This is a genomic window from Streptomyces sp. NPDC005070, from assembly GCF_053600395.1.
The window spans coordinates 33,819-60,812 of sequence record NZ_JBSFZS010000044.1 but is presented as its reverse complement, the minus strand read 5'-3'; the positions used below and the strand labels follow the sequence as shown (position 1 = coordinate 60,812).

The following is a 26,994-nucleotide window of genomic DNA, read 5'->3' as shown; positions in this document are numbered from 1 at the left end:
GTGGAGGTCAGCGTCGTGGCCACCGCGAAGATCGACGAGCCGGCGACGCCGAAGCGGGTCTCCTTGCCCTCCGTCGCCCCGCCCAGGGGTCGCCGACCGGGTCAGTCGAGCGCGGCCGCCAGGGCGGCGAGGAGCCGGACGACTCCGGCCGGACCGTCGACCACCAGGTCGGCGCGTTCGGCGAGCTCGGCGACCTCGGAGCTGCCGCTGCACACCAGAAGCCCGGGAACCCCGTCGGAGCGAAGCTTGTCGACGGCGCCGAACGCGGGCAGATCCCCCAGATCGTCACCCGCGTACAGAACGGCCTCGGCACCGATCTCACGAACGTACTCCAGCAGGGCGACCCCCTTGTCCATGCCGGGCGGACGCAGCTCCAGGACCATGCGCCCCGGCTCGACGATCAGCCCGTGCCGGGCGGCGAGCTCACCCAGCGGCTCCCGCAAGGCCTCGAACGCGGCCTGCGGATCGGCGGCACGGCGCGTGTGCACGGCGACCGCCCGGCCCTTCTCCTCGATCCAGGTGCCCTGCCAGGCGCCGATCCCGTCGAGGAACCCCGGCAGTTCGGCACGGACGGCGGCCACGCCCGGGTGCGGGGCGGGCGCGGTGACCGTGCCGCTGACCGCGTCCCAGCGCTCGGCGCCGTAGTGGCCGAGGACGACCAGGTGCTCAAGGCCCGCCACGCCCGCGAAGCCTCCGTGGCGCACGGCGACACCGGCCGGGCGGCCGGTGACGACGGCGACGGAGGCGACCTTGGGGGCGAGAGCGGCGAGCGCCGGGACCGCGTCGGGGTGGGCGCGGGCCCGGTCGGGGTCGGGGACGATGGGGGCGAGGGTTCCGTCGAAGTCGAGTGCGACGACCGTCCGGGCGGGGCGCGTGAGGATCGCTTCCAGAGCGTCGCGCCCGGCGGAGGTCACCGGAGCCGGCAAGGAGTCCTTGGATTCGGGGTGGCTGCCCATGGACCGACCCTATCCGGGCGAGGCCGGGCGCACTCCTGACTCGAGGCCGAGCGGGGGACCCGCGGCCCGGAATGCCTCGATCCCGCCGGTCGGCTCCACGCGGGCCGAGGCTGGGGCAGGCTTCTTTCGCCCCCTCCGCCCCTGCCTTTCCCCTAGCCGGTGCTCCGCCCCGGACCCCGCTCCTCAAACGCCGGACGGGCTGGACGTCACCGTTCGTCGCGGCGGCTCTCCCGTACCCGGCGGAGCCTGTTCACCGTGACGGGGTCGTGCGCGAGGGCGCGCGGGTCGTTCAGCAGCGCGTTCAGGAGCTGGTAGTAGCGAACCGGGGCCAGGCCCAGTTGTTCGCGTATGGCGCGCTCCTTGGCACCGGGGCCGGGGAAGCCGCGGCGCTCCAGGGCGAGAATGCTCCGTTCGCGCGCGGGCAGCTCTTCCATGGACAGCACGGTAGTCCCCGGCACCGACAGACGCCGGGCCCGGGGCCGCCCGGGGACCGACACCGTCCCGCTCCACCCCTCAACGGCCCTCAACGGCCCTCAACGGCCCTCAACGGCCACGATCATGTCTCGGAATGCGGATACAAGGTCTCCATCCCGTGAGTGGACTAGACCTTTCCAGGGGTAAAGCGCGACACTGTCCCCCGTGAGACACGTCATCGCCCTCGATGTGGGCGGCACCGGGATGAAGGCCGCCCTCGTCGGGGTGGACACCGAGCCCTCCCCGGACCACCCCGACGCGCCGCCGCCACGGGCTTCCGGGCACCCCGCGCTGCTGCACCAGGCCCGCCGGGCGACCGGCCGCGAGCGCGGGCCCGACGCCGTCGTCGAGGACATCCTCGACTTCGCCGCCGAACTGCGCGCCTACGGAGAGGAGCGGTTCGGCGAGAGCGCGCTGGCCGCCGGCGTCGCCGTCCCCGGCATCGTCGACGCGCAGGACGGCATCGCGGTCTACGCCGCCAACCTCGGCTGGCGCGACGTCCCGCTGCGCCGACTGCTCGGCGAACGGCTGGGCGGCATCCCCGTCGCGCTCGGGCACGACGTGCGCACCGGCGGCCTCGCGGAGGGCCGGATCGGCGCCGGGCGGGGAGCGGACCGCTTCCTGTTCGTCCCGCTGGGCACCGGCATCGCGGGCGCCATCGGCATCAACGGCGGCGTCGAGGAGGGCGCGCACGGCTTCGCCGGCGAGATCGGCCACATCGTCGTACGGCCCGGCGGGTCCCCGTGTCCGTGCGGGCAGCGCGGCTGTCTGGAGCGGTTCGCCTCCGCGGCGGCCGTCAGCCAGGCCTGGGCCGAGGCGTCCGGCGACCCCGCGGCGGACGCGGCGGACTGCGCCAAGGCCGTCGAGTCGGGCGACCCGAGGGCGCTGGCCGTCTGGCAGGAGGCCGTCGACGCGCTCGCCGACGGCCTGGTCACCGCGCTCACCCTCCTGGACCCGCGCACCCTGATCATCGGTGGCGGGCTCGCCGAGGCGGGGGAAACCTTGTTCACACCCCTGCGGGCCGCGGTCAAACGTCGTGTCACGTTCCAGAAACTGCCGTCCATCGTCCCCGCCGCCCTCGGGGACACCGCCGGATGCCTCGGTGCCGGGCTCCTCGCCCGGGACCTCCTGAACACCACTTCTACGACTCCCCGGAGGTAACCACCCGATGGCCCTTAGCAAGGTTCTCGCCGGCGCCCGGGTGGTGCTGCCCACCGGGATCGTGCACGACGGCCGCGTGATCATCGACGGTCCGCGGATCGTCGGCGCGGGTGCCTCCGAGACGCGACCTGCCGGAGTCCACGGGGCAGCGCCCGCGGACGCGGCCGTGACCGACCTGTCCGGCCACTGGGTGGTCCCCGGCTTCGTCGACATCCACAACCACGGCGGCGGCGGCGCGTCCTTCACCTCGGGAACGGCCGAGGACGTCCTGCGGGGCATCCACACCCACCGGCTGCACGGCACCACGACCGTCGTCGCCTCGACCGTCACCGGCGACATGCACGGACTCGCCGAACGCGCCGGGATGCTCTCCGAGCTGGCCGAGCAGGGCGACATCGCGGGCATCCACTTCGAGGGCCCGTTCATCTCGCCGTGCCGCAAGGGCGCGCACTCCGAGGAACTGCTGCGCGACCCGGACCCGGCGGAGGTCCGCAAGCTGATCGACGCGGCGCGCGGCCGGGCCAGCATGGTCACGCTCGCCCCCGAACTGCCGGGCGGCCTCGACTCCGTACGCCTGCTCGCCGAGCACGGGGTGATCGCCGCGATCGGGCACACCGACGCGACGTACGAGCAGACGAAGGCGGCGATCGACGCGGGCGCGACCGTGGCGACACACCTGTTCAACGCGATGCCGGCACTCGGGCACCGCGCGCCGGGCCCCATCGCCGCCCTCCTGGAGGACGAGCGGATCACGGTCGAGCTGATCAACGACGGCACGCATCTGCACCCCGCCTCGCTGGAGCTGGCGTTCCATCACGCGGGTCCCGGCCGGGTCGCGTTCATCACCGACGCGATGGACGCGGCCGGTTTCGGCGACGGCCGCTACATGCTCGGCCCGCTGGAGGTCGAGGTCGCCGACGGCGTCGCGCGTCTGGTGGAGGGCGGTTCGATCGCGGGCTCCACGCTCACCCTCGACCGCGCGTTCCAGCGCGCCGTCACGGTCGACCGGCTGCCGGTCGAGGATGTCGTGACGGCCCTCTCCGTCAACCCCGCCCGCCTGCTGGGCCGGTACGACCGGGTGGGCTCCCTGGAGCCGGGCAAGGACGCGGACCTCGTGGTCCTCGACGCCGACTTCGCGCTCAAGGGCGTCATGCGCGGCGGCGCGTGGGTGGTCGATCCCCGACTGGGCTGATTCATACCTTTGTTGCTCACGGCGGTTGGCCCGGGGGGACTGGGCCGACCGCCGTTGTGTTTGGCATGATCGAGCCTCCGGAAACACCGGTGGGCGTCCGACAGGCGCCCACGTCACAGAACTCTTCGGGGGAGGTCGGCCCAGGTGATCCTCACGGTCACGCTGAACACCGCTCTCGACATCACCTATCGCGTGCGGTCCCTGCGCCCGCACGGCTCGCACCGGGTGAGCGAGGTGACCGAACGCCCGGGCGGCAAGGGCTTGAACGTGGGACGCGTGCTGGCCGCGCTCGGGCACGAGGTGACGGTCACCGGGTTCGCGGGCGGCGCGACGGGCCGCATCGTGCGGGACCAACTGGCCGGGTCGGCCGGGGTGGTGGACGCGCTCGTCCCGGTGGAGGGACCGACGCGCCGCACGATAGCCGTGGTCGACACGACGACCGGTGACACGACCCAGCTCAACGAACCGGGGCCGGTGATAACCCCCGCCGAGTGGTCGGCCTTCCAGGAGACGTACGAGCATCTGCTGCGCTCCGCCTCGGCGGTGGCCCTGTGCGGCAGCCTGCCCCCGGGCGTCCCGGTCGGCGCCTACGCCCAACTCGTCCGCACCGCGCGCGCGTCGGCCGTCCCGGTGCTGCTGGACACCAGCGGGGAGCCGCTGCGCCGGGGCGTGGCCGCCCGCCCCGACATCGTCAAACCGAACGCCGAGGAACTCGCCGAGCTCACCGGCTCCCACGAACCGCTGCAGGCCACCCGGAACGCCCGGCGGCGCGGCGCGCACGCGGTGGTCGCCTCCCTCGGCGCGGACGGGCTGCTCGCCCACACGGCCGAGGGCCACTGGCGCGCCGCCCCGCCCGTCCGGGCCCACGGCAACCCGACCGGCGCGGGCGACTCGGCCGTGGCGGGCCTGCTGTCGGGCCTGGTCGAGAAGCTCGACTGGCCGGCCCGCCTCGCCCGCTCCGTCGCCCTGTCGACGGCGACCGTGGCGGCGCCCGTGGCCGGCGAGTTCGACCGGGCGCTGTACGAGAGCCTGCTGGACCGGGTCACGGTGACGGCGGAGTCCGTGGCCGCGTAGCGGCATGGTCCCGGAACGGCGAAGAGGCGGCGCCCGGAGCGCCTCCGCGCGCCTGGTCACCGCCTCGGTGGCCCTGGGACCGCCCCTGATCACCCGTGGTCCCGCAGGACCCCGCACGGCCCACGGGAGCGTTTGCGGGACTACCTCTTGACCTGCCCCTTCTTCAGGGAGAGCTGGTCGAGCAGTACGTTGCAGCTGTCGCCGTCGCCGCAGGAGAGGGTGATCGTGTTGGTGCCCTTGTTGAGGGTGGGCCAGGCGTAGGTCGTCGTCCAGCCCTTGGCGAAGTCGCCCTCGGCGGCGTGCGCGTAGTTCTCCAGGCTCAGCTTGGAGCCGAAGACCTTGCCGTTGACGGTGAGCGTCATCGAGGCGTCCTGGCCGGGCACGCTGTAGCGCGCGAACACGGTGTAGGTGCCGTCCTCGGGGATGCCGTTGAACGTCCAGGTCACCGAGGCACCCGGACTGTTCAGGCCGGACACGTAGACCCCGCCGTCGGACTGGGCGCCCTGGATGTCGGACGCCGTCGTCACGCCGTCGCCCAGCTTCACCGCCTTCGCGTCGATCTTGGGGAGCTCCGCGGGCGTGTCGGACGACTTCGTCTCCTCCTGGGTCGGCGCCGCGCTCTGGGAGGCCGTCGGGGTCGTGCCCGCCTGGTCGCCGCCCTTGTCGTCGTCACCGCCGCCCGTCATGGCGATGGCGATACCGATCACCACCGCGGCGACCACGGCGACCGCGCCGATGAGGAGACCCTTGGTGTTCGGGCCACTCCCGCGCCCGCCGCCGTCACCGTGACCGGGCATCGGCGTCCGCGCGGTCTGCGCGCCGCCGGGAACGGTCTCGGGAGCTCCGTGGTGCGCGTTCGGCTGGCCGTAGCCGCCCTGCTGCGGCACCTGGCCGTACGGGGCGGTGGGGGCCTGCTGACCGTAGGGGCCCTGAGCGGTCTGCTGGCCGTACTTGCGCTCGCCGACCGCCCGCACCCGGTTGACCGAGCCCGGGTAGCCGTAGCCACCGCCTCCAGAGGGCGGCGTGGCTCCGTTGGCCTGACCGTCGGCGTAGAGATAGCCGAACGGGTCGTCGTCCTCGGGCGTGCTCGCGCCGTTGTTGCCGGGCGTCATCCCTTGGTCTCCTCAGCGGGTGCGGTTCTGACTCGGTACACGAATGAATGGCGAGCCTACCCGGTTTCGCTGGGCCGAACGGGGGTCCTTCACCGCATCGACGCACTGACCTGCGTGTTATCCCGCACGCCTGTGTTGTTTGGGACGAGAACGTTTCTCGACATACATCCGTTCGTCAGCGGATTTCAACACCTCGTCCGCCGTCATTCCGCAGTGGGCCCACCCGATGCCGAAGCTGGCGCCCACACGGACGGCCCGTCCATCGACCCTGATGGGAGGAATGATCGCGTTCCTCAGGCGTACGGCGAGGTCCTGCGCGTCCGCCCGGCCGAGACCGTCGGCGAGCACCACGAACTCGTCTCCGCCGAGCCGGGCCACCGTGTCGCCGTCCCGGACCCCGTGGGTGAGGCGGCGGGCGACCTCGATGAGAACCTCGTCACCCGCGTTGTGCCCGAACCGGTCGTTGATCGACTTGAAACCGTCGAGGTCGCAGAACAGCACCGCGAGCCCCTTGGTGCCGTCGTCGGTCTCGCCCTCGGGGGCGACGGTGTGCACATGGTGGTCGAAGGCCTCGAACGCCTCGGCACCGGCCCGGAAGTCGAAGCCGTGGCCGTTCCCGTCGTAGGCGGGGTGGCCGGTGTCGTCGTACTCGCCGGACATCGGGTCCGCGAAGTCCCCGTGGCCGTACGCGGCGTCCAGCGAGGCGACCACGCCGGGCGGCAGGGACGCCGGGCGCCGGCACAGCCGGGCGCCGAGCCGGGAGCGCAGCTCGGCCGAGTTCGGCAGCCCGGTGAGCGCGTCGTGCGAGGCGCGGTGTGCGAGCTGGAGCTCCCGGCGCTTGCGGTCCTCTATGTCCTCGACGTGGGTGAGCAGGAAGCGCGGGCCGTCGGCGGCGTCCGCGACGACCGAGTTGCGCAGGTGGACCCAGACGTAGGTGCCGTCGCGGCGCCCGAGCCGCAGCTCGGCCCGGCCGCCCTCGGCGGAGGTCCGCAGCAGGGTGCCGATGTCCTCGGGGTGCACGAGGTCGGAGAAGGAGTAGCGGCGCATCGCGGAGGCGGGCCGGCCGAGGAGCCGGCACAGGGCGTCGTTGGTGCGCAGGATGCGGCCGTGCTGGTCGCCGCCCATCTCGGCGATGGCCATGCCGGAGGGGGCGTACTCGAAGGCCTGCCGGAAGGACTCCTCGCTGGCGCGCAGAGCCTGCTGCTCGCGTTCCAGGCGGACCAGGGCGCGCTGCATATTCGCGCGTAGACGAGCATTGCTGATCGCGATGGCGGCCTGGAAGGCGTACATCTGGAGAGCTTCGCGGCCCCAGGCGCCCGGCTTGCGGCCGTTGCGCGGCCGGTCCACCGACAGCACGCCGATCAGCTCGCCGTGGCCACCGCCGGCTTTGCCGCCGCCCGGGTTGCCGCCGCTGCCGGAGACGCTCGGGGTGTACAGCGGCGCGAAGAGGCGGTCGGAGGGGTGCCACTCGTCCTCGAAGCGGGGCGCGGGACCGTCGGTGTACCACTGCGGCACGTCGTCCTCGTCCAGGACCCAGCCCTCGGTGTGCGGTATGAACCGCAGGTCGCCCCAGGCCTCGCCCATGGTGAGCCGGCGGTCCCAGGAGGTGCGGGAGCCGACACGGCCGGTGATGAGGGCCTCGGCGGCCGGGTTCCCGGCGAGGGCGGCGACGACGAGGTCGCCGTCGGGGCGTACGAGATTGACGCACGCCAGCTCGTAGCCGAGCCCGGTGACGACGCCGTCGGCGACGGTCTGCAGCGTGTCCGCCAGGCTGCGCGCGGTGTTCATGTCCGCCATCACCTGATGAAGCTGCCTCAGGGTCGCAAGACGGACGTAGGGCTCCGACTCGGTCTCCATTCGCCCTCCCCTCGAGACCTCGCAGCAACTCCAGGGTTCCCTCGGCGTACTGGGTGCTCTTTCGGTTCCGTGCTGACTGCCCGGCGCTTCTCCGTGAACCCCTTCACGCCGTACTGCTTGGTAGCTTCCCCGCTCAACGCCTCCGCCACTGAATCACAGCGCGCTCCCCACTCGGTACACAGGGTCAACAAAATATGGCTCCTGTGACTCAAGTCACAGCGGAACCTGAGCAATTGAGTGGAGTTTCTGTATTTCAGTGTGCGTTTGCCGAATGCATTATTCGACGACTGTGCAGAACCTGTGCACTCCCCGTGTCCACCGACGGAGTACGGACGAGGGTACGGCCTCTCTCTCCGTCCCGGGACCTAGGTCCCGGTTCGGGCCGAGGTCCGATGCGGCGCCCGCGGTGCGGAGACTAGCGTTTCGGCGTGCTCACGACTTCCCCAGCCCTCCCCGTCACCCCCTCCGTGCATGCTGAGGGGGTGAGCAACGACGAGTTCCGCGCCGCCATGACCCGGCTGGCCGCGGGTGTGGTCCTGGTGACCGCCCACGAGCCCGCGCTGGCCCCGGACGGGCCGCGCGGCGAGGACGTCGGCATGACGGCGACCGCGTTCATGTCCGTCTCCCTGGACCCGCCGCTCGTCCTGGTCAGCCTGCGCGAGGGGTCCCGGATGGACGACCTGCTCGACGAACAGCCGCTGTGGGGCGTCTCCGTGCTCGCGGAGAGCCAGCGCCACATCGCCGGCCGGTTCTCCATGAAGGGCCGCATCAGCGACCGGCTCCTCTTCGAGGACATCCCGTACGTACGCGGCGAAGCGTCCGGCGCCCTCCTGGTGGGCGGCGCCCTGGCCACCCTGGAGTGCAGCACCGAGCAGCGGATCGCCGCGGGCGACCACACCCTCGTCATCGGCCGGGTCCTGACGGCCCGGGTGCCGAGCGCGGACGGCGGTCCCCTGACCTACTTCAAGGGCCGCTACCGGCAGCTCGGCTGAGGCGGCCGGAACGGGCTCGGCGGCCCACGACGGCCGTCAGCCGGTCACGGCGGGCCGGCACAGCGGGCCGGCAGGGGGACAGCGGGGTGTCTAGCCCCAGTCGCGGCCCGTGCGGCCGCGCTTGGTGTCGGAGCGGGCCTTCTTCTCGCGCAGCCGGCGTTCGTTGATGCCCCGGGGGATACGGGTGGCGCGGCGCGGCTTGGGCGGCGGCGCGGTCGCCTCGGCGAGAAGGGAGGCGAGGCGCACGGCCGCCGTCTCGCGGTTGCGCCACTGGGAGCGGTGCTCGGAGGACCGGACGCTGACGACCCCGTCGACGAGACGTCCCTCCAGCTTCGCGAGGGCACGGTCCTTCCACACGGGCGGCAACGCCTCGGTGTTCGCGAGGTCGAAGCGGAGCTCGACCTGCGAGTCGCTGGTGTTCACGTGCTGCCCGCCCGGCCCGCCGGAGCGCGAGAAACGCCACATGAGCTCGGCCTCGGGCAGGGAGACGGAGCCGCGGATGACATAAGGACCGGACATGTGTCCATGGTCGCCCGCCCGGTCGGTCCGCGTCACCCGGTTTTCGGCGCCCGTCGGGGTGAACATCGGCCTGTGTCGGGGTGAAGAGGGGAGTCTCGGTAAAAAAGGTAAAGACAGACGGAACCTCGGGTACCCCCCTTGGCGTTCATAGGGGTGACGGTAGCTTCGTCCCCAGTACGAAGCCCGTACGTCACGAGGGAAGGGACTCCCAACAATGGCTGTAAGCCTGTCCAAGGGTGGCAACGTCTCGCTCACCAAGGAGGCTCCGGGCCTGACCGCCGTCACCGTGGGCCTCGGCTGGGACGTCCGCACCACCACGGGCACCGACTTCGACCTCGACGCCTCGGCCATCGCGGTCAACCCCCAGGGCAAGGTCTACTCGGACGCCCACTTCGTGTTCTTCAACAACAAGCAGACCCCGGACCAGACCATCGTCCACACCGGCGACAACCGCACGGGTGAGGGCGCCGGCGACGACGAGGCGATCAACGTCAACCTGGCGGGCCTGCCCGCCGACGTCGAGAAGATCGTCTTCCCGGTCTCGATCTACGACGCGGAGAACCGCTCGCAGAACTTCGGCCAGGTCCGTAACGCCTACATCCGCATCGTGAACCAGGCCGGCGGCGCCGAGATCGCCCGCTACGACCTCTCCGAGGACGCGGCCACCGAGACCGCCATGGTCTTCGGCGAGCTCTACCGCAACGGCGCGGAGTGGAAGTTCCGCGCGGTCGGCCAGGGCTACGCCTCGGGCCTCGTGGGGATCGCGCAGGACTTCGGCGTCAGCGTCTGACGGCCGGGCGCACAGGCGCACTTCGAGAGGAGCCCCCGGACCGCGGTTCGCCGGGGGCTCCTCTCGTGCGCTCAGGGGTGGGCGGGTTTCCCCTCCCCGTACAGCCAGTTCTTCCAGATCCCGCTGAAGTCCTTGTCCGGAGCGGCCTTCTCGACGTACGCGGTGAACCCGGCCGTGTCCGCGTTCGCGTGCCGACGGGTGGCGGCCCAGCCCTGGACGATGTCGTAGAAGGTGTCGTCGCCCACGAGTTGGCGGATCTTGTGCAGGACCATCGCGCCGCGGTAGTAGACGGGCGGGTCGGAGATCCGCGCGGCATCGGGCGGGTCCGCGGGCGGGAAGGCCCAGACCTCGCTGCTGTCGACCGGTTCGTAGTAGTCGCCCCGGTAGAGGGAGTTGAAGATCTTCTCGGCCGAGTCGCCGCCGTGGTCCTCCTGCCACAGCCACTCCGCGTAGGTGGCGAAGCCCTCGTTGAGCCACATGTCCCGCCAGGACTTCGGGGTGACCGAGTCGCCGAACCACTGGTGGGCCAGTTCGTGGACCAGGGTCGCGGTGTCGGGGGCGCCGGGGAAGACCGGGCGCGTCTGGGTCTCCAGGGCGTAGCCCACGTCGTCGGGGCGGTCCACGATCGCGCCGGTGGAGGAGAAGGGGTACGGGCCGAAGTTGTACTCCTCCCAGTCCATGATCTCGGGGATCTGCCCCAGCACCTTCGCGCTCGCCTGCTTCTGGGTCGGGTCCACCGCCACGTAGACCGGCAGCCCGTTCTTCGCCGTCGAGCGGGTGATGTCGTACCGGCCGATCGCGAGTGTCGCCACATAGCTCGCCATCGGTTCAGCGGTGTGCCAGGCGTAGGTCGTCCTGCCGTCCTTGGTCGACTCGCTCGTCAACTCGCCGTTGGAGACGGCCTGGACGCCCTTCGGGACGGTGATCCTGACGTCGTACGCCGCCTTGTCGGAGGGGTGGTGGTCGCCGGGGAACCAGGCCATCGACCCCGTGGGCTCGCCGAGGCCGAGGGCGCCGTCGGCCGTGCGCAGCCAGCCCTCCTTGGAGGCGTCTGCGTCGGTGATCGTCCGGGGGGTCCCGGAGTAGCGGACGGTCGTACTGAACGTCTCGCCCTTGTCGAGGTCGTCCCGCGGGCGCACGGTCAGCTCCTGGCCCGCCCGGCTCCAGCCGGCGCCGCGGCCCTCGACGGTGACGTCGGAGACGTGCAGCCCCAGCAGGTCGAGATGGAAGGCGCTGAGGTCGTCCAGGGCTCGCGCGGTGATCTCGGCCGTCCCCGTCAGCCGCTTGTCCCGGGGGTCGTAGGACAGGGTGAGTCCGTAGTGCGTGACGTCGTACCCGCCGTTGCCCATCTTCGGGAAGTACGGGTCGCCGACACCGGCCGCGCCGGGTTTCCCGTGCACGCCGTCCCCGCCGCAGGCGGTGAGTCCGGCGACGAGCGCGAGAGCCATGACAAAGGGGACGGTGACGGAAGATCGGGGCACATCCGCGATCCTAGGCCGCCGGTCCGCCCCACGCGGGTGCGCGAGGCGGCCCCGCGGCCCCTACGCCCCCGGTCCAGCCGGAATCAGCCGCCGGTGCGTCCCGGTCGGCCGGAAACCACCGCCCTCCGGCCCTCCCGCCGACCGGGACGGGGACAGCCGTCGGACGGCCGGCAAGCGGCCGGCCCTCGGACGACCGGAAGCGGACGCTCCTGGGACAGGCGGGAAGCGGACGACCCCGGAGGGACGGGAAACAGGCGACCCCGGACGGACGGGAAACGCACGACCCCGGCGTGACACCATCACCTCGTGCTCGACATCGGCTACGCCCTCTCCAACCGCTTCCCCGACCCCCCGCAGACCGACTACCGCCGCGCGGACGTCCACGCGCTGCGGCACGACCTGTTCTGCGGGGACGTGTACCTCGCCGACACCAAGACGGACCGGGAGGTGTCCACGGGCTGGGGCTGGGTGCCGGTGCTCGACTTCGCGTGGGCGCTGTGCGACATCGTGGAGCAGCTCGACCGCGACCCGCTGGGCAGCCGGGCGTCCCGCCCCCAGCAGGCGGAGCTGGACTTCACGGAGTCCACCGACCGCATGCTCTTCGAGCGCCGCTTCGGCTGGGTGGACATCGAGGCCGACTGGATGCCGGGCGACGAGAAGCCGCTGACCTTCTCCCACACCGAGCTCCGCCGCGAGGCCCGCGACTTCCTGCACGACCTGCTCGCGGACCTGACCGACCTGCACGAGGACCTCGCCGAGAATCCCGCGATCTGGACGCTCCAGGCCCGCTTCCCCCGCGTCTCCTGATCCGACGGGACCACGGGTCTCCTGAACCGACCGGACCGCGGGTCCGTTGTGCTGCGCGTAGAGCGACTCCCGGCACACGGAAGGAATTCTCGGATGCCACCCCAAAAGAGACGGTCCGATCTGGAGGCGGGACAGGGCGCCTCGGGTTCGGACAGCGAAGGTTCGACCTCGTCGGTCGAGAGCGTCCGCGAGATGCCCTTCGTCGGCGTCCCCGCCGTCACCCCGGGCACCGATCACACCCCTGTTCCCGTCCCGGTCAGCGCACCGCGGGACATGAGCGAACTCCCCGAGCGCCCGCACCCCCGGCATGAACACGGCATCTACTACCAGGAGGGCGTCGGCAGGCCCCCGTCCTTCCTGGCGCAGGGCGCGTCCGGAAAGATCTGGCAGTACACCACGGCCACGAAGAACTGGGCCGTGGCGAACGCGGAGCCGATCATCTCGTTCGCGACGAAGGCCCTCCCCGTCGCCGCCCAGATCGCCGCGGTCTACGCCCAGGGCGAGGCGGGAAAGCGGCTGCAACAGGCGGCGCCCTATCTGGCCGGGGCCGAGGCGCTCGGCAACCTGGGGATCACCGCCTACAAGGCGTACCACGACCCCGACGTGAACCGGGCGCGGGCCGCGTTCAGCGTGCTGGGCAGCGCCGCCACCATCGGCGGAACCGTGATGAGCGCGCAGGCCGCCGATCCCGACCGGACGCGCGAGCAGTTGCAGCAGCTCACGACCTGGGGAACGTCGCTCACCCTCGGCGGTTCCCTGACCAGCTACCAGCAGCGCGCCACCCAGGGCGGTTTCCTGCCGGTCACGGAGTCCCCGGAGCAGACGGCGAGCCTCGGCAGCAACCCGAGCCTGCCCGTCGGCACCTACGCCATGAACCGGGTGGCGCCGGGCTCGTCGGCCCTGGCGTCGGCACAGAGCGTGGCCTCACTGCGGTCGCCGGGTGCCGGGACCTCCGAAACGCCCGCGGGGACGTCCTCGGCCGTCCCGTCGCCGCCGCCGAAGGCCGTCACCCAGCGCACGAATCTGGCCCCGTAGCCGCGAAGTACCTGGCAGCCGGTCCCCGGGACGTCCTCGCACGGGCGTCCCGGGAGCCGGACGCCCCTCCGCCGCCGCTCCGCCGCCGCTCCCCGTTCCGCTCCGGCCCGAGGACATCCCCGTATGCACGAGAACACCACGCTGCCCGGCGCCCCTGAGAGCCCCGGGCCCGGCCGGGAACTCCGGCACCCGGAGGAGACCGCCGTCGCCGCGGACGACGTCCCGGCCGCCGACAGCGCCCCGCACCCGGAGCCGCCGTCCCGGAAGCCGCCGTTCATCCTGTATCTGGAAGGACCGGAACAGGACGACGCCCTCTTCCGGTTGACCCTGTGGGTGCGGCACCTCCTGCTTCCGGTGTACGGCCGCGAGGTCACCTCGACCGCGCCCTGGTGCGCGAGCTGGTGGCGGCACCCCGAAGCGGTGGCCCAGCTCTACGGCCTGTGGATGACCTGGCAGGAGCTGACCGTGCACGCGGCCGGGCTGAGCGGACCCGCGCTGTGGCACCGCGACCACCTCACCCATGTCATGGCCTCGCTGCGCGACCCCGCCGGCCCCTTCGCGGGCTGCAAGGGGGCCCACCGGGACAAGGAGACTCCCTCCATGGACCCCTACCCGGGATGACCCTGCCCTGAGAGCCGGTCTCAGCCCTCCACTCTGACTCCGAGCGCCGCCGCCAGCACCGGTGCCAGGTCCAGAAGCTGGTGGGTGTTGATGACCGCGCCCGCGAGGCGGTCCACTCCGCGCGCGATGTCGAGCTCCGCCGCCGCGCGCAGGTCCACGTCCACCAGGGTGGCCTCGGTGAGGTCCGCTCCCTTCAGGACGCAGTCCACGAACTCCACCCGCTCCATGCGGGCGCCGCCGAAGTCCGGCTCGACCAGGACACAGCCCTCGAAGACGACGTCCTTGAGTCTCGCCTTGCGCAGATTCAGATAGTCGATCTTCCCGCCGCGCACGACCACCCGCTCCAGGACGGAGCCGTGGAGCTGCACCCCGCCGAGGCGGGCGTCGATCAGCTCGACGTCGCGCAGCGTCGACTCGGCGAGATCGGTGCCGACCCCCCGGATGCCCGTGAGGACCGAGTCCAGCACGCGCGCGTGATGCAGCCGGGTCTCGTCCAGCGCGCAGCCCGTCAGCGCGCAGTCCATGAAGCGGGCTCCCCCGCCGTCCTGCCCGGCGAAGTCCACGTCCCGGAACTCCAGCCCGTCGTAGTCGCCGTCCGGCTCCAGCTCCGCGCCGTCGTACGGCTCCAGCGGAGGCAGCCGCAGCTCCGGCCGCCGTGCCGCCTTCACCCCGCTCCCCGGCGCCTTCGCGCCCGTCCCGCCGCGTCCGCCCGCCACTCTCCTCGCCATGCCCCCATCCTGCCCGCCCCCACTGACATCGGGCGCCGGACCGCGACACCGGGTGCCGTGGCCTGCGAGAACGCCCCGCATGTCACATTCCCGGCCCGCGTCCCGTCGTACTCACGGAAAGGCCTGCCGTCACAGCACCGCCGCACCCCCGGGCGCAGGACAGCCGACACCGAGCAGAGGAGACCTCCAGCCATGCACCGCATCACCGTCATCGGCGGCGGCTTCGCCGGACTCACCGCCGCCATCACCGCCGCCGAGGCGGGCGCCGAGGTCACCGTGTACGAGGCTCACCACACCCTCGGCGGACGGGCCAGGACCGCCGAGGGGCCGTACCGGACGAACGAGGGACCGCACGCCCTCTACAGCGCGGGCCCGCACTGGACCTGGCTCGCACAGCGGGACCTGATCGGGGCGCTCGCCCCGATCCCGCCCCTGGAGGCCGCCCGGCTGCGGCTGCGCCACAAGGGCGTGCTGCGCCGCACCCCGCCCTTCGCGATGCTGAAGCTGCTGCGGCGCTCCTGCCAGCAGGCCCCGGCGGACGTCGACTTCCTGACCTGGGCGACCGGACAGGCCGGGGAGGAGGGCGCGCGGGCCGCGGCCCACTACTCGGCCGTCGCCCTCTTCCACCACGATCCCGGTTCGCTGTCGGCGGCGTTCGTGCAGGAGCGGCTGCGCCGGGCCATGAAGGTGCCGACGGAGGTGCACTGCCCCCGGGGCGGCTGGGCCAACGTCATCGACCGGATGGCGGGACGGGCGTGGAACCTCGGCGTGCGGATGGAGACGCTGGCCCGGGTGGACACCGTCCCCGCCGGCCGGGGCCCGGTCGTCGTCGCCACCTCGCTCGACTCGGCCCGCCGGCTGCTGAGGGACGACTCGCTGACCTGGACGAGCGGCCGTACGGCCCTCGTCGACCTCGCGCTGCGCACCCGCCGTGGGGACGCGTTCGCCGTCTCCGACCTGGACGCGCCGGGCTGGATCGAGCGTTTCACCGCCCGGGACCGCACCCTCGCCCCGGCCGGTGAGCAGCTCCTCCAGGGGCAGATCCCGATCGCCCCGGGGGAATCCGGGGCGCACGGCGCCGCCCGCGCCGAGCGGTTGCTCGACCTCGCCTTCGAGGGCTGGCGCGAGCGGGTCACCTGGCGGCGTACGAGCGTGGCGAACGGCCGTACGGGCGCGGTCGACCTGCCCGGTACGACCTGGCGGGACCGCCCGCGCATCGACCGGGGGGACGGCGTCTATCTCGTGGGCGACCAGGTCGCGGCTCCCGGGGTGCTCTCGGAGGTGTCCTTCAACAGCGCGATGGAGGCCGTGTCGTTGGCCCTGGGCATCCGGGAGCGCCTTGACCTCAAGCGAGCTTGAGGTTGAACCCTGGTAGCTCGATCCGCAGATCCCGCGGATCCAACAGATCCCGCGGATCCCACAGATCCAGTGAATCCCACAGATCCAGTGAATCCCGTGGATCCCGTGGATCCCGTGGATCCCGTGGATCCCGTGGATCCCGTGGATCCCGTGGATCCCGCAGCCCGAGGAGCCTCCGATGCACGCGATCCGACTGCACGCCTTCGGTCCCGCCGAGAACCTCGTCCTCGAACCGGCCGAGGACCCCGAGCCGGGGCCCGGCCAGGTCCGGATCGCCGTGGCCGCCGCGGGCGTCCATCTCCTGGACACCGCCCTGCGCGCGGGCACGCGGGGCGGCCCGGCCCCCCAGCCCGTCCTGCCGACCGTCCCGGGCCGCGAGGTCGCCGGGACCGTCGAGTCCCTCGGTGAGGGCGTCGCCGGGCTCTGGCTCGGCAGGCGCGTCGTCGCCCATCTCGGTTTCGCCCCGGGAGGCTACGCCGAGCTGGCGGTCACGGACGTCGAGCGCCTTCACGACATTCCCGGGAATCTCGACTTCGCCGAGGCCGTCGCCATGATCGGGACGGGCCGTACGGCCATGGGGATCGTGCAGTTCGCCGAGTTCGGCCCCTCCTCCGTGGTCGTCGTGCCCGCGGCGGCGGGCGGCATCGGCACGCTTTTGGTGCAGTACGCGCACCACGCGGGCGCGACGGTGGTGGGTCTCGCGGGCGGCCCCGCGAAGGTGGCGCTGGCCCGCGCGAACGGCGCCGATCCGGCCGTCGACTACACCGATCCCGGCTGGCCGGGGAAGGTCCGCGCGCACCTCGGCGGCCGGGCGGCGACGGTCGTGCTCGACGGGGTCGGCGGCGACGTGGCCCGGGAGGCCGTCGGGCTGCTCGGCCCCGGCGGCCGGCATCTCGTCTTCGGCTGGTCCGGCGCGGGCCTCGGCGGCGGTTCCCCGTACCTCGTGGAAGGGGTGTCCGAGCAGGTGCTCGGCCCCCTGATGATGCGCAGGGCGGGCGGACCCGACCCCGTGCGGACCCTGGAACTGCGGGCCCTGGCCGCGGCCGCCGCCGGACGGCTCGTCCCGGCCGTCACCCGGTTCCCCCTCGCGGAGGCCGCCGCGGCGCACCGGGCCCTGGAGAACAGGGCCACGACCGGAAAGGTGGTGCTGGAACCATGACCACGAGCCGGCACGACGCGTCCCACGAAGCGAAATCGCCCAAAGATGCGACTCATTCCGTTTCATGGTCTTCTGAGCGAATGAGTGTCACCCGGACAGGTGAACCGGAAGCGCCCGTGGGTCCCGACCCCCATCGCTGGTGGGCGCTGGTGGTCATCGCGCTCGCCCAGCTCATGGTCGTGCTGGACGCGACAATCGTGAACATCGCGCTTCCCTCCGCCCAGCGCGATCTCGGTATGTCCGACGGCAACCGCCAGTGGGTCATCACGGCCTACACGCTGGCCTTCGGCGGGCTGCTGCTGCTCGGCGGCCGGATCGCCGACCTAGTCGGCCGCAAACGCACGTTCGTCATCGGGCTGATCGGCTTCGCGCTGGCGTCGGGTCTCGGCGGCGCGGCCACCACGTCCGGCATGCTGTTCGGGGCCCGTGCCCTCCAAGGCGCCTTCGCCGCCCTGCTCGCGCCCTCCGCCCTGTCCCTGCTGACCACGACCTTCACCGATCCGAAGGAGCGCGGAAAGGCCTTCGGTGTCTACGGGGCACTGGCGGGCTCCGGTGCGGCCATCGGGTTCATCGTGGGCGGCCTGCTGACGGAGTATCTGAACTGGCGCTGGTGTCTGTACGTCAACATCCCCATCGCGGTCATCACGGTGTTCGGCGCGTTCGGACTGCTGCGCGACCGTCCGGGCCACAAGAACGTCCGGCTGGACGTGCCCGGAGCGGTGCTGGGCTGCGGCGGACTGGTCGCGATCGTCTACGGGGTCAGCGAAGCGGAGTCGCACGGCTGGTCGGCCCCGCTGGTGCTGGGTCTGATCACGGGCGGGGCCGCGCTGCTGGTCGCGTTCGTGTGGTGGCAGAACAGGGCGCCGAGCCCGCTGCTGCCGCTGCACATCGTCAAGGACCGCAACCGCGCCGGCTGCTTCCTGACGATGGGGCTCGCCGTCATCGGCATGTTCGGCGTGTTCCTCTTCATGACCTACTACCTCCAGGTCATCCTCGGATACTCACCGGTCAAGACAGGTCTCGCGTTCCTGCCGCTGACCGTCGCCATCATCATCGGTTCGACGCAGATATCGGCGCGCCTGCTGCCCCATGTGGCACCGCGCAGGCTGATGGTCCCGGGCATGGTCCTCGCGGCCGGCGGCATGCTGTTCTTCACCCAGCTCACCGTCCATTCCGACTACGCCACCGAACTGCTGCCGGGGCTGCTCCTGCTGGGTCTCGGCATGGGCCTGACCTTCATGCCGATCTTCGCCACGGCCACGGCCGGAGTCGCCCCGCAGGACGCGGGCGTGACCTCGGCGACGGTCAACACCTCGCAGCAGGTGGGCGGTTCGATCGGCACGGCGCTGCTGAACACCATCGCCACCACGACCAGCGCGGCCTACATCACCGCCCATCTCCGCGATCCCGCGCAGAAGGCGCTGATCACCAAGGAGGGTGTCGTCCACGGGTACACCGTGGCCATCTGGTGGGCCGTCGGCATCATGCTGCTGGCCGGACTGGTCGCGGGGCTCATGGTCACGGCCGGGGCCCCCAAGCACGCGACGTCGGACGCGGCGGTCCCGGAGTCGGTGGGCTGATTCCGCCCGGTCAGTGGCGGCCCGCCACCCGGTCCGCGATCCGGGCCAGCCGGGACGACTCCGGGCTGTGGGTGGTCCGTTCGCGGCGGTCGGCCGCGCGGTAGGTCGCGTACATGCCGTGGACGCCGATCCAGCGGAAGGGCTCCGGCTCCCACTTGCGGACCTTGTGGCCGACCCACGGCAGCTCGGTCAGCTCGGTCGCGCCCGCCTGGCCCGAGTCCTGCCGCACGAGGTCGCGCAGGGTGCGGGCGGCGAGGTTGGTGGTGGCGACACCGGAGCCGACGTAGCCGCCGGCCCAGCCGAGACCCGTGGAGCGGTCCAGGGTGACGGTGGCGCACCAGTCGCGCGGGACGCCCAGAACGCCCGACCAGGCGTGGGAGACCTGGACGCCGGTCAGTGACGGGAAGAGGCGGACGAGGATCTCGTACAGGGCGTCGATGGTGGACTGCTGGGTGCGGCCGTCGTTGTCGGTGCGCGAGCCGAAGCGGTACGGGACACCGCGGCCGCCGAGCGCGATACGGCCGTCGGCGGTGCGCTGGGCGTACATGTACGCGTGGGCCATGTCGCCGAGCGTCTCGCGGCCCTCCCAGCCGATCTCCGCCCACTGGCCGTCCGTCAGCGGTTCCGTCGCGATCATGGACGAGTTCATCGGCAGCCAGGTCCGCTTCTGGCCCTTGAGGTTCGCGGTGAAGCCCTCGGTGCAGCGCAGGACGTAGGGGGCGCGGACGGTGCCGTACGGGGTCACCGCGTGCTTCGGGCGGATCTCGGTCACCGGGGTCTGCTCGTGGATGGTGACGCCGAGCGCCTCGACGGCCGCGGCGAGGCCCTTGAGCAGCTTCACCGGGTGCAGCCGGGCCCCGTGCGGGGTCCAGGTCGAGCCCACCGCGTCCGCGACGCGGATCCGTTCGGCGGTCTCCTTCGCGCCGTACAGCTCGCGGTCCTTCTCGCCGAACGACAGCTCGTGCGCGTGGAAGGCCTTGAGCCGCGCGAGCTGGGCGGGCGTGTACGCCACCTCCAGGACGCCGCCCTGGTGGACGTCGGCCTCGATGCCCTCGTCCGCGGCCACCCGGACGACCTCGTCCACCGTGTCGTTCATGGCCTGCTGGAGCCGTACGGCCGCCTCCTGGCCGTGCAGCTTCGCGTACCGGTCGCGGCCCGCGATGCCGTTGTAGAGCCAGCCGCCGTTGCGCCCCGAGGCGCCGTAGCCGCAGAACTTCTGCTCCAGGAGTGTGACGCGGAGGGAGGGGGCCGCCTGCTTCAGGTAGTAGGCGGTCCACAGTCCCGTGTAGCCGCCGCCGACCACGACGACGTCGGCGGTCGCGTCGCCGGGCAGCGGCTCCCGCGGCGCGGGCAGACCGTCGTCCGCGTACCAGAAGGAGACGCCACCGTTCACGACCTTGCTCGCCGAGCTGCTCATGACGGGACGCTAACTCCGTCGGGTGCCGGCTGTCTCCTTCGGATTCCATGCTTTTCCGCGCCCTCTGGTCAGCGGAAAACAGGCGAGCCCGATGAGGACGGAGGTGAAATGCCCGAGATCGGTGAAGGTCCGGGCGATCAGGAAGGGAATCCCGTACGCCGCCAGGACGGCCAGGAGATACGCGTACCGCCAGGGGGCCGCGATCCGGTAGGTGAGCACGCCGACCACCCCCGCCAGGGCGTAGCTCACCCCGACGTCGAGGGTGTCGACCGCCGTGTGCGGTGCCACGCCGTGTTCGATCGCCCAGAGCAGGGCACCCTCGCTGACCAGCGTCGACAGGACATGCGCGGCCGCGTTGACCGCGAGCCAGCGGGCGGTTCCCAGCCAGCGTTCGGCGGGCGCCTGGAAGAGGGTGTAGAGCACGGCGTACGGCAGCCAGTGGCCGCCGTCGATCCACATCGCGCTCGCGAACAGCACCCGGACCGGATTGCTCGACAGCTCGTGGATGTTCGTCGAGCGCTGCCGCAGGAAGTCCTCTTCGAAATCCGGAGACATGTGGTGCAGGGCCACGGTGGTGATGAAGAGAATCGTCAGCCAGATGTACGTGCCCGGCGCACCGCGCACGTACATCCACACCCTGTGGAAGAACCGTTCACCCCGCATGGCCTGATTCACCCATGCCACGAGTGTCCCTTGTGTGATCGACATTCCGGACGAGCCACCCGGGCCGCAGAACTCTTCGCGTACACGACACGAACCTGTGAAATGGCCGAATCGACCGGGTGTTCGTAACGGCCCTCGCTACTCTCTGGTGGCGTGAGAGTTACCGATGGTGCGGAAGTGCTGCGTCTTTCCCTGCTGGGCCCGCTGCGTGCCTGGCGGAGCGGAACGGAACTGGCGCTGGGACCGCCGCAGCAGAAGGCCGTTCTCGTGGCGCTGCTCCTGCGCCGCGGGCGCGCGGTCGGCGTCGGCGAACTCGTCGACGGCATCTGGGGGCACGACCCGCCGGCCGGCGCCGTCCCCGTGCTGCGCACCTACGTGTCCCGGCTGCGCAAGCTGCTGGAGCCCGGACGGACCCCGGGCGCCCCGCCCCGGCTCCTGGTGTCCATCGGCGACGGCTACGCGCTGCGGACCGAGGAGATCACCAGCGATCTCGGCGAGTTCGAGGACCACCTCGTGCTGGCCGAACGCCACCGCGCCCGGGGCGACAGCCGCGGGGCCGCCCGGCTGCTGGACACCGCGCTCGCCGTCTGGCACGGCACCCCCCTGGCCGGCGTTCCGGGGCCGTTCGCGGAGACCGAGCGGGCCCGCCTGGCCGAACGGCGGCTGGCCGCCCTGGAGTACCGGCTCCGCGTGGAGCTCGAACTCGGGCGCCACGAAGCGGTGCTGCCCGAACTCGTGGCGCTGCACGCGGCGCAGCCGCTGCGCGAGGCCGTGTGCGAACTGCTGCTCGTGGCCCTGTACCGCTGCGGCCGGCAGGCCGAGGCCCTGGAGGTCTACGCGAGCACCCGACGCACGCTCGTGGACGAACTCGGCATCGAACCCGGCCCGTCCCTGCGGGCCGCCCACGCACGGCTGCTGGCCGGGGACCCGGACCTGTCGCCCCCGCCGGTACCGGTACCGGCCGGGGACACCGGCGCCGCGGACACCGGCGACGGCCCGGACACCGGCTCGGCGGACGCCCCCGGCCGGGACGATCCGCCCCGGGCCACAGGGGACGTACACCCCTCCCAACTCCCGGCGGACCTCCCGTTGTTCACCGGACGCGACAGCGAACTCGGCAAGGTGGACGCACTGTTGCCCGCCGACGGCCATCCGGACACGGCCGTCATCGGCCTCATCAACGGCATGGCCGGAGCCGGCAAGACCACCCTGGCCGTGCACTGGGCGCACCGGGTCGCCCATCGCTTCCCCGACGGCAGCCTCTATGTGAACCTGCGCGGATACGACCAGGGCGGCTCCGTCATGGACCCCTCCGAAGCGCTGGAGACCTTCCTCGTCGCCCTCGGCGTGGCCCCGCAGGCCGTCCCCGAAGGGCTCGACGCCCAGGCCGCCCTCTACCGCAGCGTCCTCGCCCGCCGACGCGTCCTGATCGTGCTGGACAACGCCCGCGACAGCGGACAGGTACGACCGCTGCTGCCCGGCACACCGGGCTGCCTCGTCGTCGTCACCAGCCGCAGCCGGCTCACCGGACTGGTCGCCGGACACGGCGCCCACCCGCTCACCCTGGGCCCGCTCACCGGCGGCGAGGCCCGCGCCATGCTCACCCGGCGCATCGGCACCGCGCGCGTGGACGCCGAACCGGAAGCCGTCGAGGCCATCGTCGGCCTGTGCGCCCGGCTGCCGCTGGCCCTCGCCATCGTCGCGGCACGCGCCGCCCACCACCCCGGTTTCCGGCTCGCCGACATCGCGGGCGAACTCCGCGAGACCCACGGAAGCCTGGACGCGTTCACCGGCGGCGACGCCCACACCGACGCCCGCGCCGTCTTCTCCTGGTCGTACCGCGCGCTGCCGCCCGCCGCGGCGGAACTGTTCCGCCGGTTGTCCCTCCACCCGGGACCCGACATCAGCACGGCCTCCGCCGCCGCCCTGGCCGCGGCACCCGCCCGCCCGGTACGCGCGCTGCTCGCCGAACTCACCGGGGCCAGCCTGCTGGGCGAACACGCGCCCGGCCGGTACGCCTTCCACGACCTGCTGCGCGCCTACGCCTGCGAACTGGCCGACACCGAGGACACCGAGGAGCGGCGCGGCGCCGCGCTGCTCCGCATGCACGACCACTATCTCCACACCACCCACCACGCCTCCGCGATCATCAGCCCGCGCCGCGAGACCCTGCCCCTGCCGCCGAGCACAACGGACAGCGGCCCGCTCCGGTTCACCGGACGCAGACAGGCCACGCAGTGGTTTCGCACCGAGCGGCACGTCCTGCGGGCGGTCGTCCAGCACGCCGCCGCCCACGGTTACGAGGACCGCGCGTGGCGCACCGCCGTCGGCCTCGACCTCTACTTCGACCGGCTCGGCTTCTGGCACGACCTGATGGAGATCAACAGCGCCGCGCTGCGGGCCGCCCGAGCCGTCGGCGACCGGGTCGGCGAGGCGCACGCCCTGCGCGGCCTGGGCTTCTTCCACACCCGGTTCGCGCACTCCGCCGAGGCACGACGGGACCTCGGGCGCGCGCTGGAGCTGTTCCGGGCCGCGGGCGACGGGCCCGGCCAGGCCCGGACCCGGCGCTGCCTCGCCTACCAGGCCAACGGGGAGGGCCGGTTCACCGTCTCGCTGGACCACTACACGCACGCCCGCGAGCTGTATCGGGCCGAGGGCAACGTCGGCAACGAGGCCCTCGTCCTCAACGAGGTCGGCTGGACGTACATCCTGCTCGGTGACCACGACAGGGCGATGGAGTACTGCGAGAAGGCCGTCGCGCTGCACCAGGAGACCGGCGACCCCCTCGGCGAGGCCGCGGCGCAGGACAGCGTCGGCTACGCCCTCCACCACCTCGGCCAGTACGGCGACGCCGTCGAACGCTTCGAGCGCGCGCTGGCGTTGTACCGGGAGGTCGGCGACCACTATCTGGAGGCGGACACCCTGCGGCACATCGCCGAATCCAGGCTCGCCGCCGGTGACCGGGAGGCGGCGGTCGGCGCCTTCCGCGCGGCGCTGGCCCTCCTGGAGGAGAACTCCCACCCGGAGGCCGCGGACCTCCGCGAGACCCTGCGCGGCCTGGAGACCTCCGGTCCCGGAGAGAACGAGGGGGAGAACGAGCCGGCCCGAGGGGCAGGAACGGGAACGGGTCCCGTCGGAACGTGAACGGACGCGACCGGACGTGCCGAGGGTCTGGACGGGGGCCCGGGCGCGGCGGGCATGGCGGAGGTGGTCGGGCGAGGCGGGCGGCCCGACGTCACCCGGGCGGGGCGGGCACGGACGGGCTTCAGGCCGCGGTTCGGGCCGGGGTCGATGTCTGCGTCGGCTTCGACAGCGGGTCCGGCTTCGGTGTCGGTACCGGTACCGGCGTCGGTGTCGGTGTCGGTGTCGGTGTCGGTGTCCGTACCGGTGTCGGGTTCGGGTTCGGGTCGGGGTCCGGGTGGCGCAGGCGGCCGTCCTCGTCCGTCACGACTCCGTGCTCGCGCAGCGCCAGCCGTAAGCCGCGCAGCGCGTAGTACACCCGGGACTTGACCGTGCCCTGCGGGATGCCCAGGGCCTCCGCCGCCTCCTGCGTGGTGCGGTCCTCCAGGAACGTCGCCCGGATCACGTCACGGTGGGCGGGGGTGAGTGCCCGCAGCGCCTCCTGCACCACGATGGACGACAGCATCCGCTCGATGTCGTCCACCTCGGCGCCCAGTTCGCTCAGCCAGGTGGCGCCGCCTATCTCCAACGGCCGCGCCATCCGCGTCCGGTGGGCGTCGATGACGAGGTTGCGGGCGACCCGGAACATCCAGGGCCGTACGGCCATCCCCTCGTCGTCGACCAGGTTCCGCTTGTTCCAGCAGCGCAGCAGCGTCTCCTGGATGACGTCCTCGGTACGGTGCGTGTCCCCGCCCAGCATGCGCAGCACGTACGTGTAGAGCGCCGGGCCGTGTTCCACGTAGAGGTCGCGCAGCGCCCGCTCCTCGGACGAGACCGCGCTCGCCGATCCGATGACGGTGACGTTCATGGGGTGCTCCTGTTCCTTGGGAGGACCGGCCCCGGTCAGGGGACCGGAGCCGGGGCCTCCGGGGGAACGGAGTGTCGCGAGGGGCGTTCCACGTTCGTTTGACGTCGGATGTACGAAGCGATGGACGAGCCGGTCACGGCCGGTGTGACCGTGGGTAGCCGCGGGGTGCGCGTGGCGACCGGGCTCAGACGTACGCCTCCAGGGCGTCGACCTGTCCGCGGACCTGTCCGACGAGTGCCGCGTAGCCGGGGGGCAGCAGGCCGTGCCGGTCCAACATGGCCCACATGTGCAGAAGTTCACGCCCGTGGGCGACGACGGCCCGGTCGTCGTCGAGCTGCTGCCAGGCCGCCGCCGCCCGCGCCACCTCCGCGGGCGCCCGGTCGTCCCTGGCCGCGCAGCGGATCCGCGCCACGGCCAGCGCCAGCACGATGGCCTCCCGGTGGTCGCCGCGCAGGTGTGCGAGATACGCCTCGACGGCCCGCGCCTCCACCGCGTACGGGTGCTCGGCGCCCATCGAGCCCGTCAGGCTCTCGCGCAGCGCGGTCGCGTCGCCGAACGCCTCGTCGAGCCGCCCGCCGGAGGCCAACGCGTTGATGCGGCCGATGTGTTCGGTGAGGTCGGCGGGGAGCGCGGCGGTGACGGCGGGGGCCGTGACGGCGGCCGGGTCCGGCACCTCGGCACGGGCGGCGGCCGTGGCGCGGGCCCGGGCGACCGCGGTGGCGACGGCGGAGGCGGTGGCCGCGGCGGGTGGGGGAACGACGACGGTGGCGGGAGCGTCGGCACCGGAGGGGGCGTCAGCGGGGGCGGGGACGGTGGCGTGAGCGGGGACGGGGACGAGGGGAACGTCGACTTCGGCGGGCTCGCCGGGCGTCTCCTCCTCCGGTTCCAGGACGCCGCTCGACCCGTCCGGAAACACCTCCAGCAGGAACCGGGCGGCGCCGGGGCCGTCGTACACCGTCGCCACGACGGCGCCGTCCCGCTCCTCCGCGTACCCCTGAAGGCGGTCGAGGACGGCCTCGTGCACGGACTGGCCGGGCTCGGGGACCAGGGTGTGTCCGTCGATCTCGGCGAGCCCGTCGCCGGAGATGTACACATCGAAGCGGGTCATGGCTGTCCTCCTCATGCTCATGTGGTGGTCGGCGCGGGGCCGGTCGTGGTCGCGTCCGGGTCGGGCGTGACCCCCGGAGTGGCACCCGAGGGAGGGGCGCCGATGCCCTGGTACTTGGCGAACTGGGCGCGGACGGCGAGGACATAGCCCTGGGCCTCGTTCGTCTGCGGCACCCCCTTGGCCGCGCGGACGGCGTCCATCCCGACGTCGTAGCCGGCCAGCGCGAGGTCCAGGACGGTGTTGGTGGTCCCGTTCCCGTCGCTCTGGTTCACCTGGCCGGCGTCGATCATCTGCTGGCCCTGCTTGGCGAGTTCGCACAGGTACCGGCCCTGCGCCATGATCGAGTCCTTCGCGTCCAGGGCGGAGGTCTTGCCGTTGTCGTCGTCGTCCTTGCCGTACTGGCTGAAGATGTCGGGCGGCAGTTGCGAGAGGCCCAGTTCGCCGTTCGGGCCGACCAGGGCGCTGTTGAAGCCGGACTCCTTCTCGATCTGGGACGCGATGACGATCGGGCCGATGGCCCCGCACAGTTCGCCGGCCTTCTGAATGGGGTCCACCAGGTCCGCGGGGACGGTGGAGGTGTCCAGCTCGCCCTTGCCGTCGCCCTGGAAGATGCCGAGGGTCTGGTCCGCGGTGTCCTGGCTGGGGGGATCGCCCCCGCCTCCGTGAAACAGCAGGTACAGCGCGATGAGCGGGGCCAGCAGGACGCCGAATCCGCCCATGATCACCACGACGACCAGCGTTCCGGCCAGGGCGAGCGGTGACAGCAGGCAGCCGCAGCCGGTGCCCGCGATGATCCCGTTCCGCACGGCGGTCGACGAACCGCCTTCCCCGCTCTCTTGGCTCATGAGCGCCCGCCTTCTTCCCCTCGCCTTGAACCGCTGTGGCCACACGGCCCGTTGTGCTGTCCGACGGGCTCGACAG

The 26,994-nt window shown here is 72.4% G+C and carries 24 protein-coding genes and 1 pseudogene; 12 read left to right on the top strand and 13 right to left on the bottom strand.

The window, feature by feature from the left end; genetic code table 11:
• From ACWEBX_RS17430 to ACWEBX_RS17420, 3 genes and pseudogenes are all read right to left on the bottom strand, one after another.
• Positions 1-86 (bottom strand): annotated as a pseudogene (locus ACWEBX_RS17430) (potassium-transporting ATPase subunit KdpA); the annotation flags it as partial.
• 15 nt (positions 87-101) lie between these two features.
• On the bottom strand, positions 102-956 hold the full coding sequence (otsB, locus tag ACWEBX_RS17425) for a trehalose-phosphatase (RefSeq protein ID WP_451885709.1): 855 nt from the start codon (positions 954-956) through the stop codon (positions 102-104).
• 206 nt (positions 957-1,162) lie between these two features.
• Positions 1,163-1,390 carry a DUF3263 domain-containing protein gene (locus ACWEBX_RS17420; RefSeq protein WP_261701885.1) on the bottom strand — a complete coding sequence of 76 codons (228 nt, stop codon included), beginning with the start codon at positions 1,388-1,390 and terminating at the stop codon, positions 1,163-1,165.
• 205 nt (positions 1,391-1,595) lie between these two features.
• On the opposite strand from ACWEBX_RS17420, the gene ACWEBX_RS17415 reads away from it, so the two are divergent.
• The 3 genes from ACWEBX_RS17415 (at position 1,596) to ACWEBX_RS17405 (ending at position 4,857) form a co-directional block, all read left to right on the top strand.
• The gene (locus tag ACWEBX_RS17415) at positions 1,596-2,591 is read left to right on the top strand and encodes an ROK family protein (RefSeq protein WP_451885708.1); all 996 of its coding nucleotides are present in this window, start codon (positions 1,596-1,598) and stop codon (positions 2,589-2,591) included.
• Positions 2,592-2,598: 7 nt separating this feature from the next.
• The gene (gene nagA / locus ACWEBX_RS17410; RefSeq protein ID WP_451885707.1) at positions 2,599-3,783 is read left to right on the top strand and encodes an N-acetylglucosamine-6-phosphate deacetylase; all 1,185 of its coding nucleotides are present in this window, start codon (positions 2,599-2,601) and stop codon (positions 3,781-3,783) included.
• A gap of 144 nt (positions 3,784-3,927) precedes the next feature.
• Positions 3,928-4,857 carry a 1-phosphofructokinase family hexose kinase gene (locus ACWEBX_RS17405; RefSeq protein ID WP_451885706.1) on the top strand — a complete coding sequence of 310 codons (930 nt, stop codon included), beginning with the start codon at positions 3,928-3,930 and terminating at the stop codon, positions 4,855-4,857.
• 140 nt (positions 4,858-4,997) lie between these two features.
• On the opposite strand, the gene ACWEBX_RS17400 is transcribed toward ACWEBX_RS17405, so the two are convergent.
• Both ACWEBX_RS17400 and cdgB read right to left on the bottom strand, forming a co-directional pair.
• Positions 4,998-5,969, bottom strand: coding sequence for a carbohydrate-binding protein (locus ACWEBX_RS17400; protein ID WP_451885705.1), 972 nt, complete (start codon positions 5,967-5,969; stop codon positions 4,998-5,000).
• A gap of 117 nt (positions 5,970-6,086) precedes the next feature.
• Positions 6,087-7,826, bottom strand: a complete 1,740-nt coding sequence (gene cdgB / locus ACWEBX_RS17395; RefSeq protein ID WP_451885704.1) for a diguanylate cyclase CdgB — start codon at positions 7,824-7,826, stop codon at positions 6,087-6,089.
• A gap of 509 nt (positions 7,827-8,335) precedes the next feature.
• Between cdgB and ACWEBX_RS17390 the strand changes: the two genes are divergently transcribed.
• Positions 8,336-8,818, top strand: a complete 483-nt coding sequence (locus ACWEBX_RS17390; RefSeq protein WP_339135563.1) for a flavin reductase family protein — start codon at positions 8,336-8,338, stop codon at positions 8,816-8,818.
• A gap of 90 nt (positions 8,819-8,908) precedes the next feature.
• Here the strand turns inward: ACWEBX_RS17390 and arfB are convergent, their stop codons facing one another.
• On the bottom strand, positions 8,909-9,337 hold the full coding sequence (gene arfB, locus ACWEBX_RS17385) for an alternative ribosome rescue aminoacyl-tRNA hydrolase ArfB (protein WP_451885703.1): 429 nt from the start codon (positions 9,335-9,337) through the stop codon (positions 8,909-8,911).
• Positions 9,338-9,551: 214 nt separating this feature from the next.
• Here arfB and ACWEBX_RS17380 point away from each other — a divergent pair, with 214 nt between their 5' ends.
• A complete protein-coding gene (locus ACWEBX_RS17380; protein WP_266399397.1) occupies positions 9,552-10,127 on the top strand; it encodes a TerD family protein in 576 nt (191 codons plus the stop codon).
• Positions 10,128-10,198: 71 nt separating this feature from the next.
• Here ACWEBX_RS17380 and ACWEBX_RS17375 read toward each other — a convergent pair whose 3' ends face one another.
• Positions 10,199-11,608, bottom strand: coding sequence for a M1 family metallopeptidase (locus tag ACWEBX_RS17375; protein ID WP_451885702.1), 1,410 nt, complete (start codon positions 11,606-11,608; stop codon positions 10,199-10,201).
• Between the two features lie 306 nt (positions 11,609-11,914).
• On the opposite strand from ACWEBX_RS17375, the gene ACWEBX_RS17370 reads away from it, so the two are divergent.
• The 3 genes from ACWEBX_RS17370 to ACWEBX_RS17360 all read left to right on the top strand — a co-directional run bounded on the left by ACWEBX_RS17370 (position 11,915) and on the right by ACWEBX_RS17360 (position 14,071).
• On the top strand, positions 11,915-12,415 hold the full coding sequence (locus ACWEBX_RS17370) for a hypothetical protein (protein ID WP_451885701.1): 501 nt from the start codon (positions 11,915-11,917) through the stop codon (positions 12,413-12,415).
• Between the two features lie 93 nt (positions 12,416-12,508).
• A complete protein-coding gene (locus ACWEBX_RS17365; RefSeq protein ID WP_451885700.1) occupies positions 12,509-13,450 on the top strand; it encodes a hypothetical protein in 942 nt (313 codons plus the stop codon).
• Positions 13,451-13,573: 123 nt separating this feature from the next.
• Complete coding sequence (locus ACWEBX_RS17360; RefSeq protein WP_451885699.1) at positions 13,574-14,071, top strand: DUF4913 domain-containing protein; 498 nt, start codon at positions 13,574-13,576, stop codon at positions 14,069-14,071.
• A 20-nt stretch (positions 14,072-14,091) separates the two neighbouring features.
• Here ACWEBX_RS17360 and ACWEBX_RS17355 read toward each other — a convergent pair whose 3' ends face one another.
• Positions 14,092-14,799 carry a pentapeptide repeat-containing protein gene (locus ACWEBX_RS17355; RefSeq protein WP_451885698.1) on the bottom strand — a complete coding sequence of 236 codons (708 nt, stop codon included), beginning with the start codon at positions 14,797-14,799 and terminating at the stop codon, positions 14,092-14,094.
• 192 nt (positions 14,800-14,991) lie between these two features.
• Between ACWEBX_RS17355 and ACWEBX_RS17350 the strand changes: the two genes are divergently transcribed.
• The 3 genes from ACWEBX_RS17350 (at position 14,992) to ACWEBX_RS17340 (ending at position 18,897) form a co-directional block, all read left to right on the top strand.
• Positions 14,992-16,158, top strand: coding sequence for an NAD(P)-binding protein (locus tag ACWEBX_RS17350; protein WP_451885697.1), 1,167 nt, complete (start codon positions 14,992-14,994; stop codon positions 16,156-16,158).
• Positions 16,159-16,336: 178 nt separating this feature from the next.
• Positions 16,337-17,317, top strand: coding sequence for a zinc-binding dehydrogenase (locus ACWEBX_RS17345; RefSeq protein ID WP_451885696.1), 981 nt, complete (start codon positions 16,337-16,339; stop codon positions 17,315-17,317).
• An 80-nt stretch (positions 17,318-17,397) separates the two neighbouring features.
• Positions 17,398-18,897 (top strand): MFS transporter, encoded by a 1,500-nt coding sequence (locus ACWEBX_RS17340; RefSeq protein WP_451885695.1) that lies wholly within the window; start codon positions 17,398-17,400, stop codon positions 18,895-18,897.
• Positions 18,898-18,907: 10 nt separating this feature from the next.
• Here the strand turns inward: ACWEBX_RS17340 and ACWEBX_RS17335 are convergent, their stop codons facing one another.
• The gene (locus ACWEBX_RS17335) at positions 18,908-20,314 is read right to left on the bottom strand and encodes an NAD(P)/FAD-dependent oxidoreductase (protein ID WP_451885694.1); all 1,407 of its coding nucleotides are present in this window, start codon (positions 20,312-20,314) and stop codon (positions 18,908-18,910) included.
• 9 nt (positions 20,315-20,323) lie between these two features.
• Positions 20,324-20,977: a rhomboid-like protein gene (locus tag ACWEBX_RS17330; RefSeq protein WP_451885711.1), complete on the bottom strand. Its 654-nt coding sequence runs from the start codon at positions 20,975-20,977 to the stop codon at positions 20,324-20,326.
• Positions 20,978-21,154: 177 nt separating this feature from the next.
• Between ACWEBX_RS17330 and ACWEBX_RS17325 the strand changes: the two genes are divergently transcribed.
• Entirely contained in the window at positions 21,155-24,121 is a 2,967-nt protein-coding gene (locus tag ACWEBX_RS17325) for an AfsR/SARP family transcriptional regulator (RefSeq protein ID WP_451885693.1), read from the top strand.
• 121 nt (positions 24,122-24,242) lie between these two features.
• On the opposite strand, the gene ACWEBX_RS17320 is transcribed toward ACWEBX_RS17325, so the two are convergent.
• The 3 genes from ACWEBX_RS17320 to ACWEBX_RS17310 form a co-directional block, all read right to left on the bottom strand.
• Positions 24,243-24,965 carry a sigma-70 family RNA polymerase sigma factor gene (locus ACWEBX_RS17320; protein WP_451885692.1) on the bottom strand — a complete coding sequence of 241 codons (723 nt, stop codon included), beginning with the start codon at positions 24,963-24,965 and terminating at the stop codon, positions 24,243-24,245.
• 184 nt (positions 24,966-25,149) lie between these two features.
• Positions 25,150-26,073: a hypothetical protein gene (locus ACWEBX_RS17315; protein WP_451885691.1), complete on the bottom strand. Its 924-nt coding sequence runs from the start codon at positions 26,071-26,073 to the stop codon at positions 25,150-25,152.
• Between the two features lie 17 nt (positions 26,074-26,090).
• Entirely contained in the window at positions 26,091-26,918 is an 828-nt protein-coding gene (locus tag ACWEBX_RS17310; RefSeq protein WP_451885690.1) for a lytic transglycosylase domain-containing protein, read from the bottom strand.
• Positions 26,919-26,994: the final 76 nt, after the last annotated feature.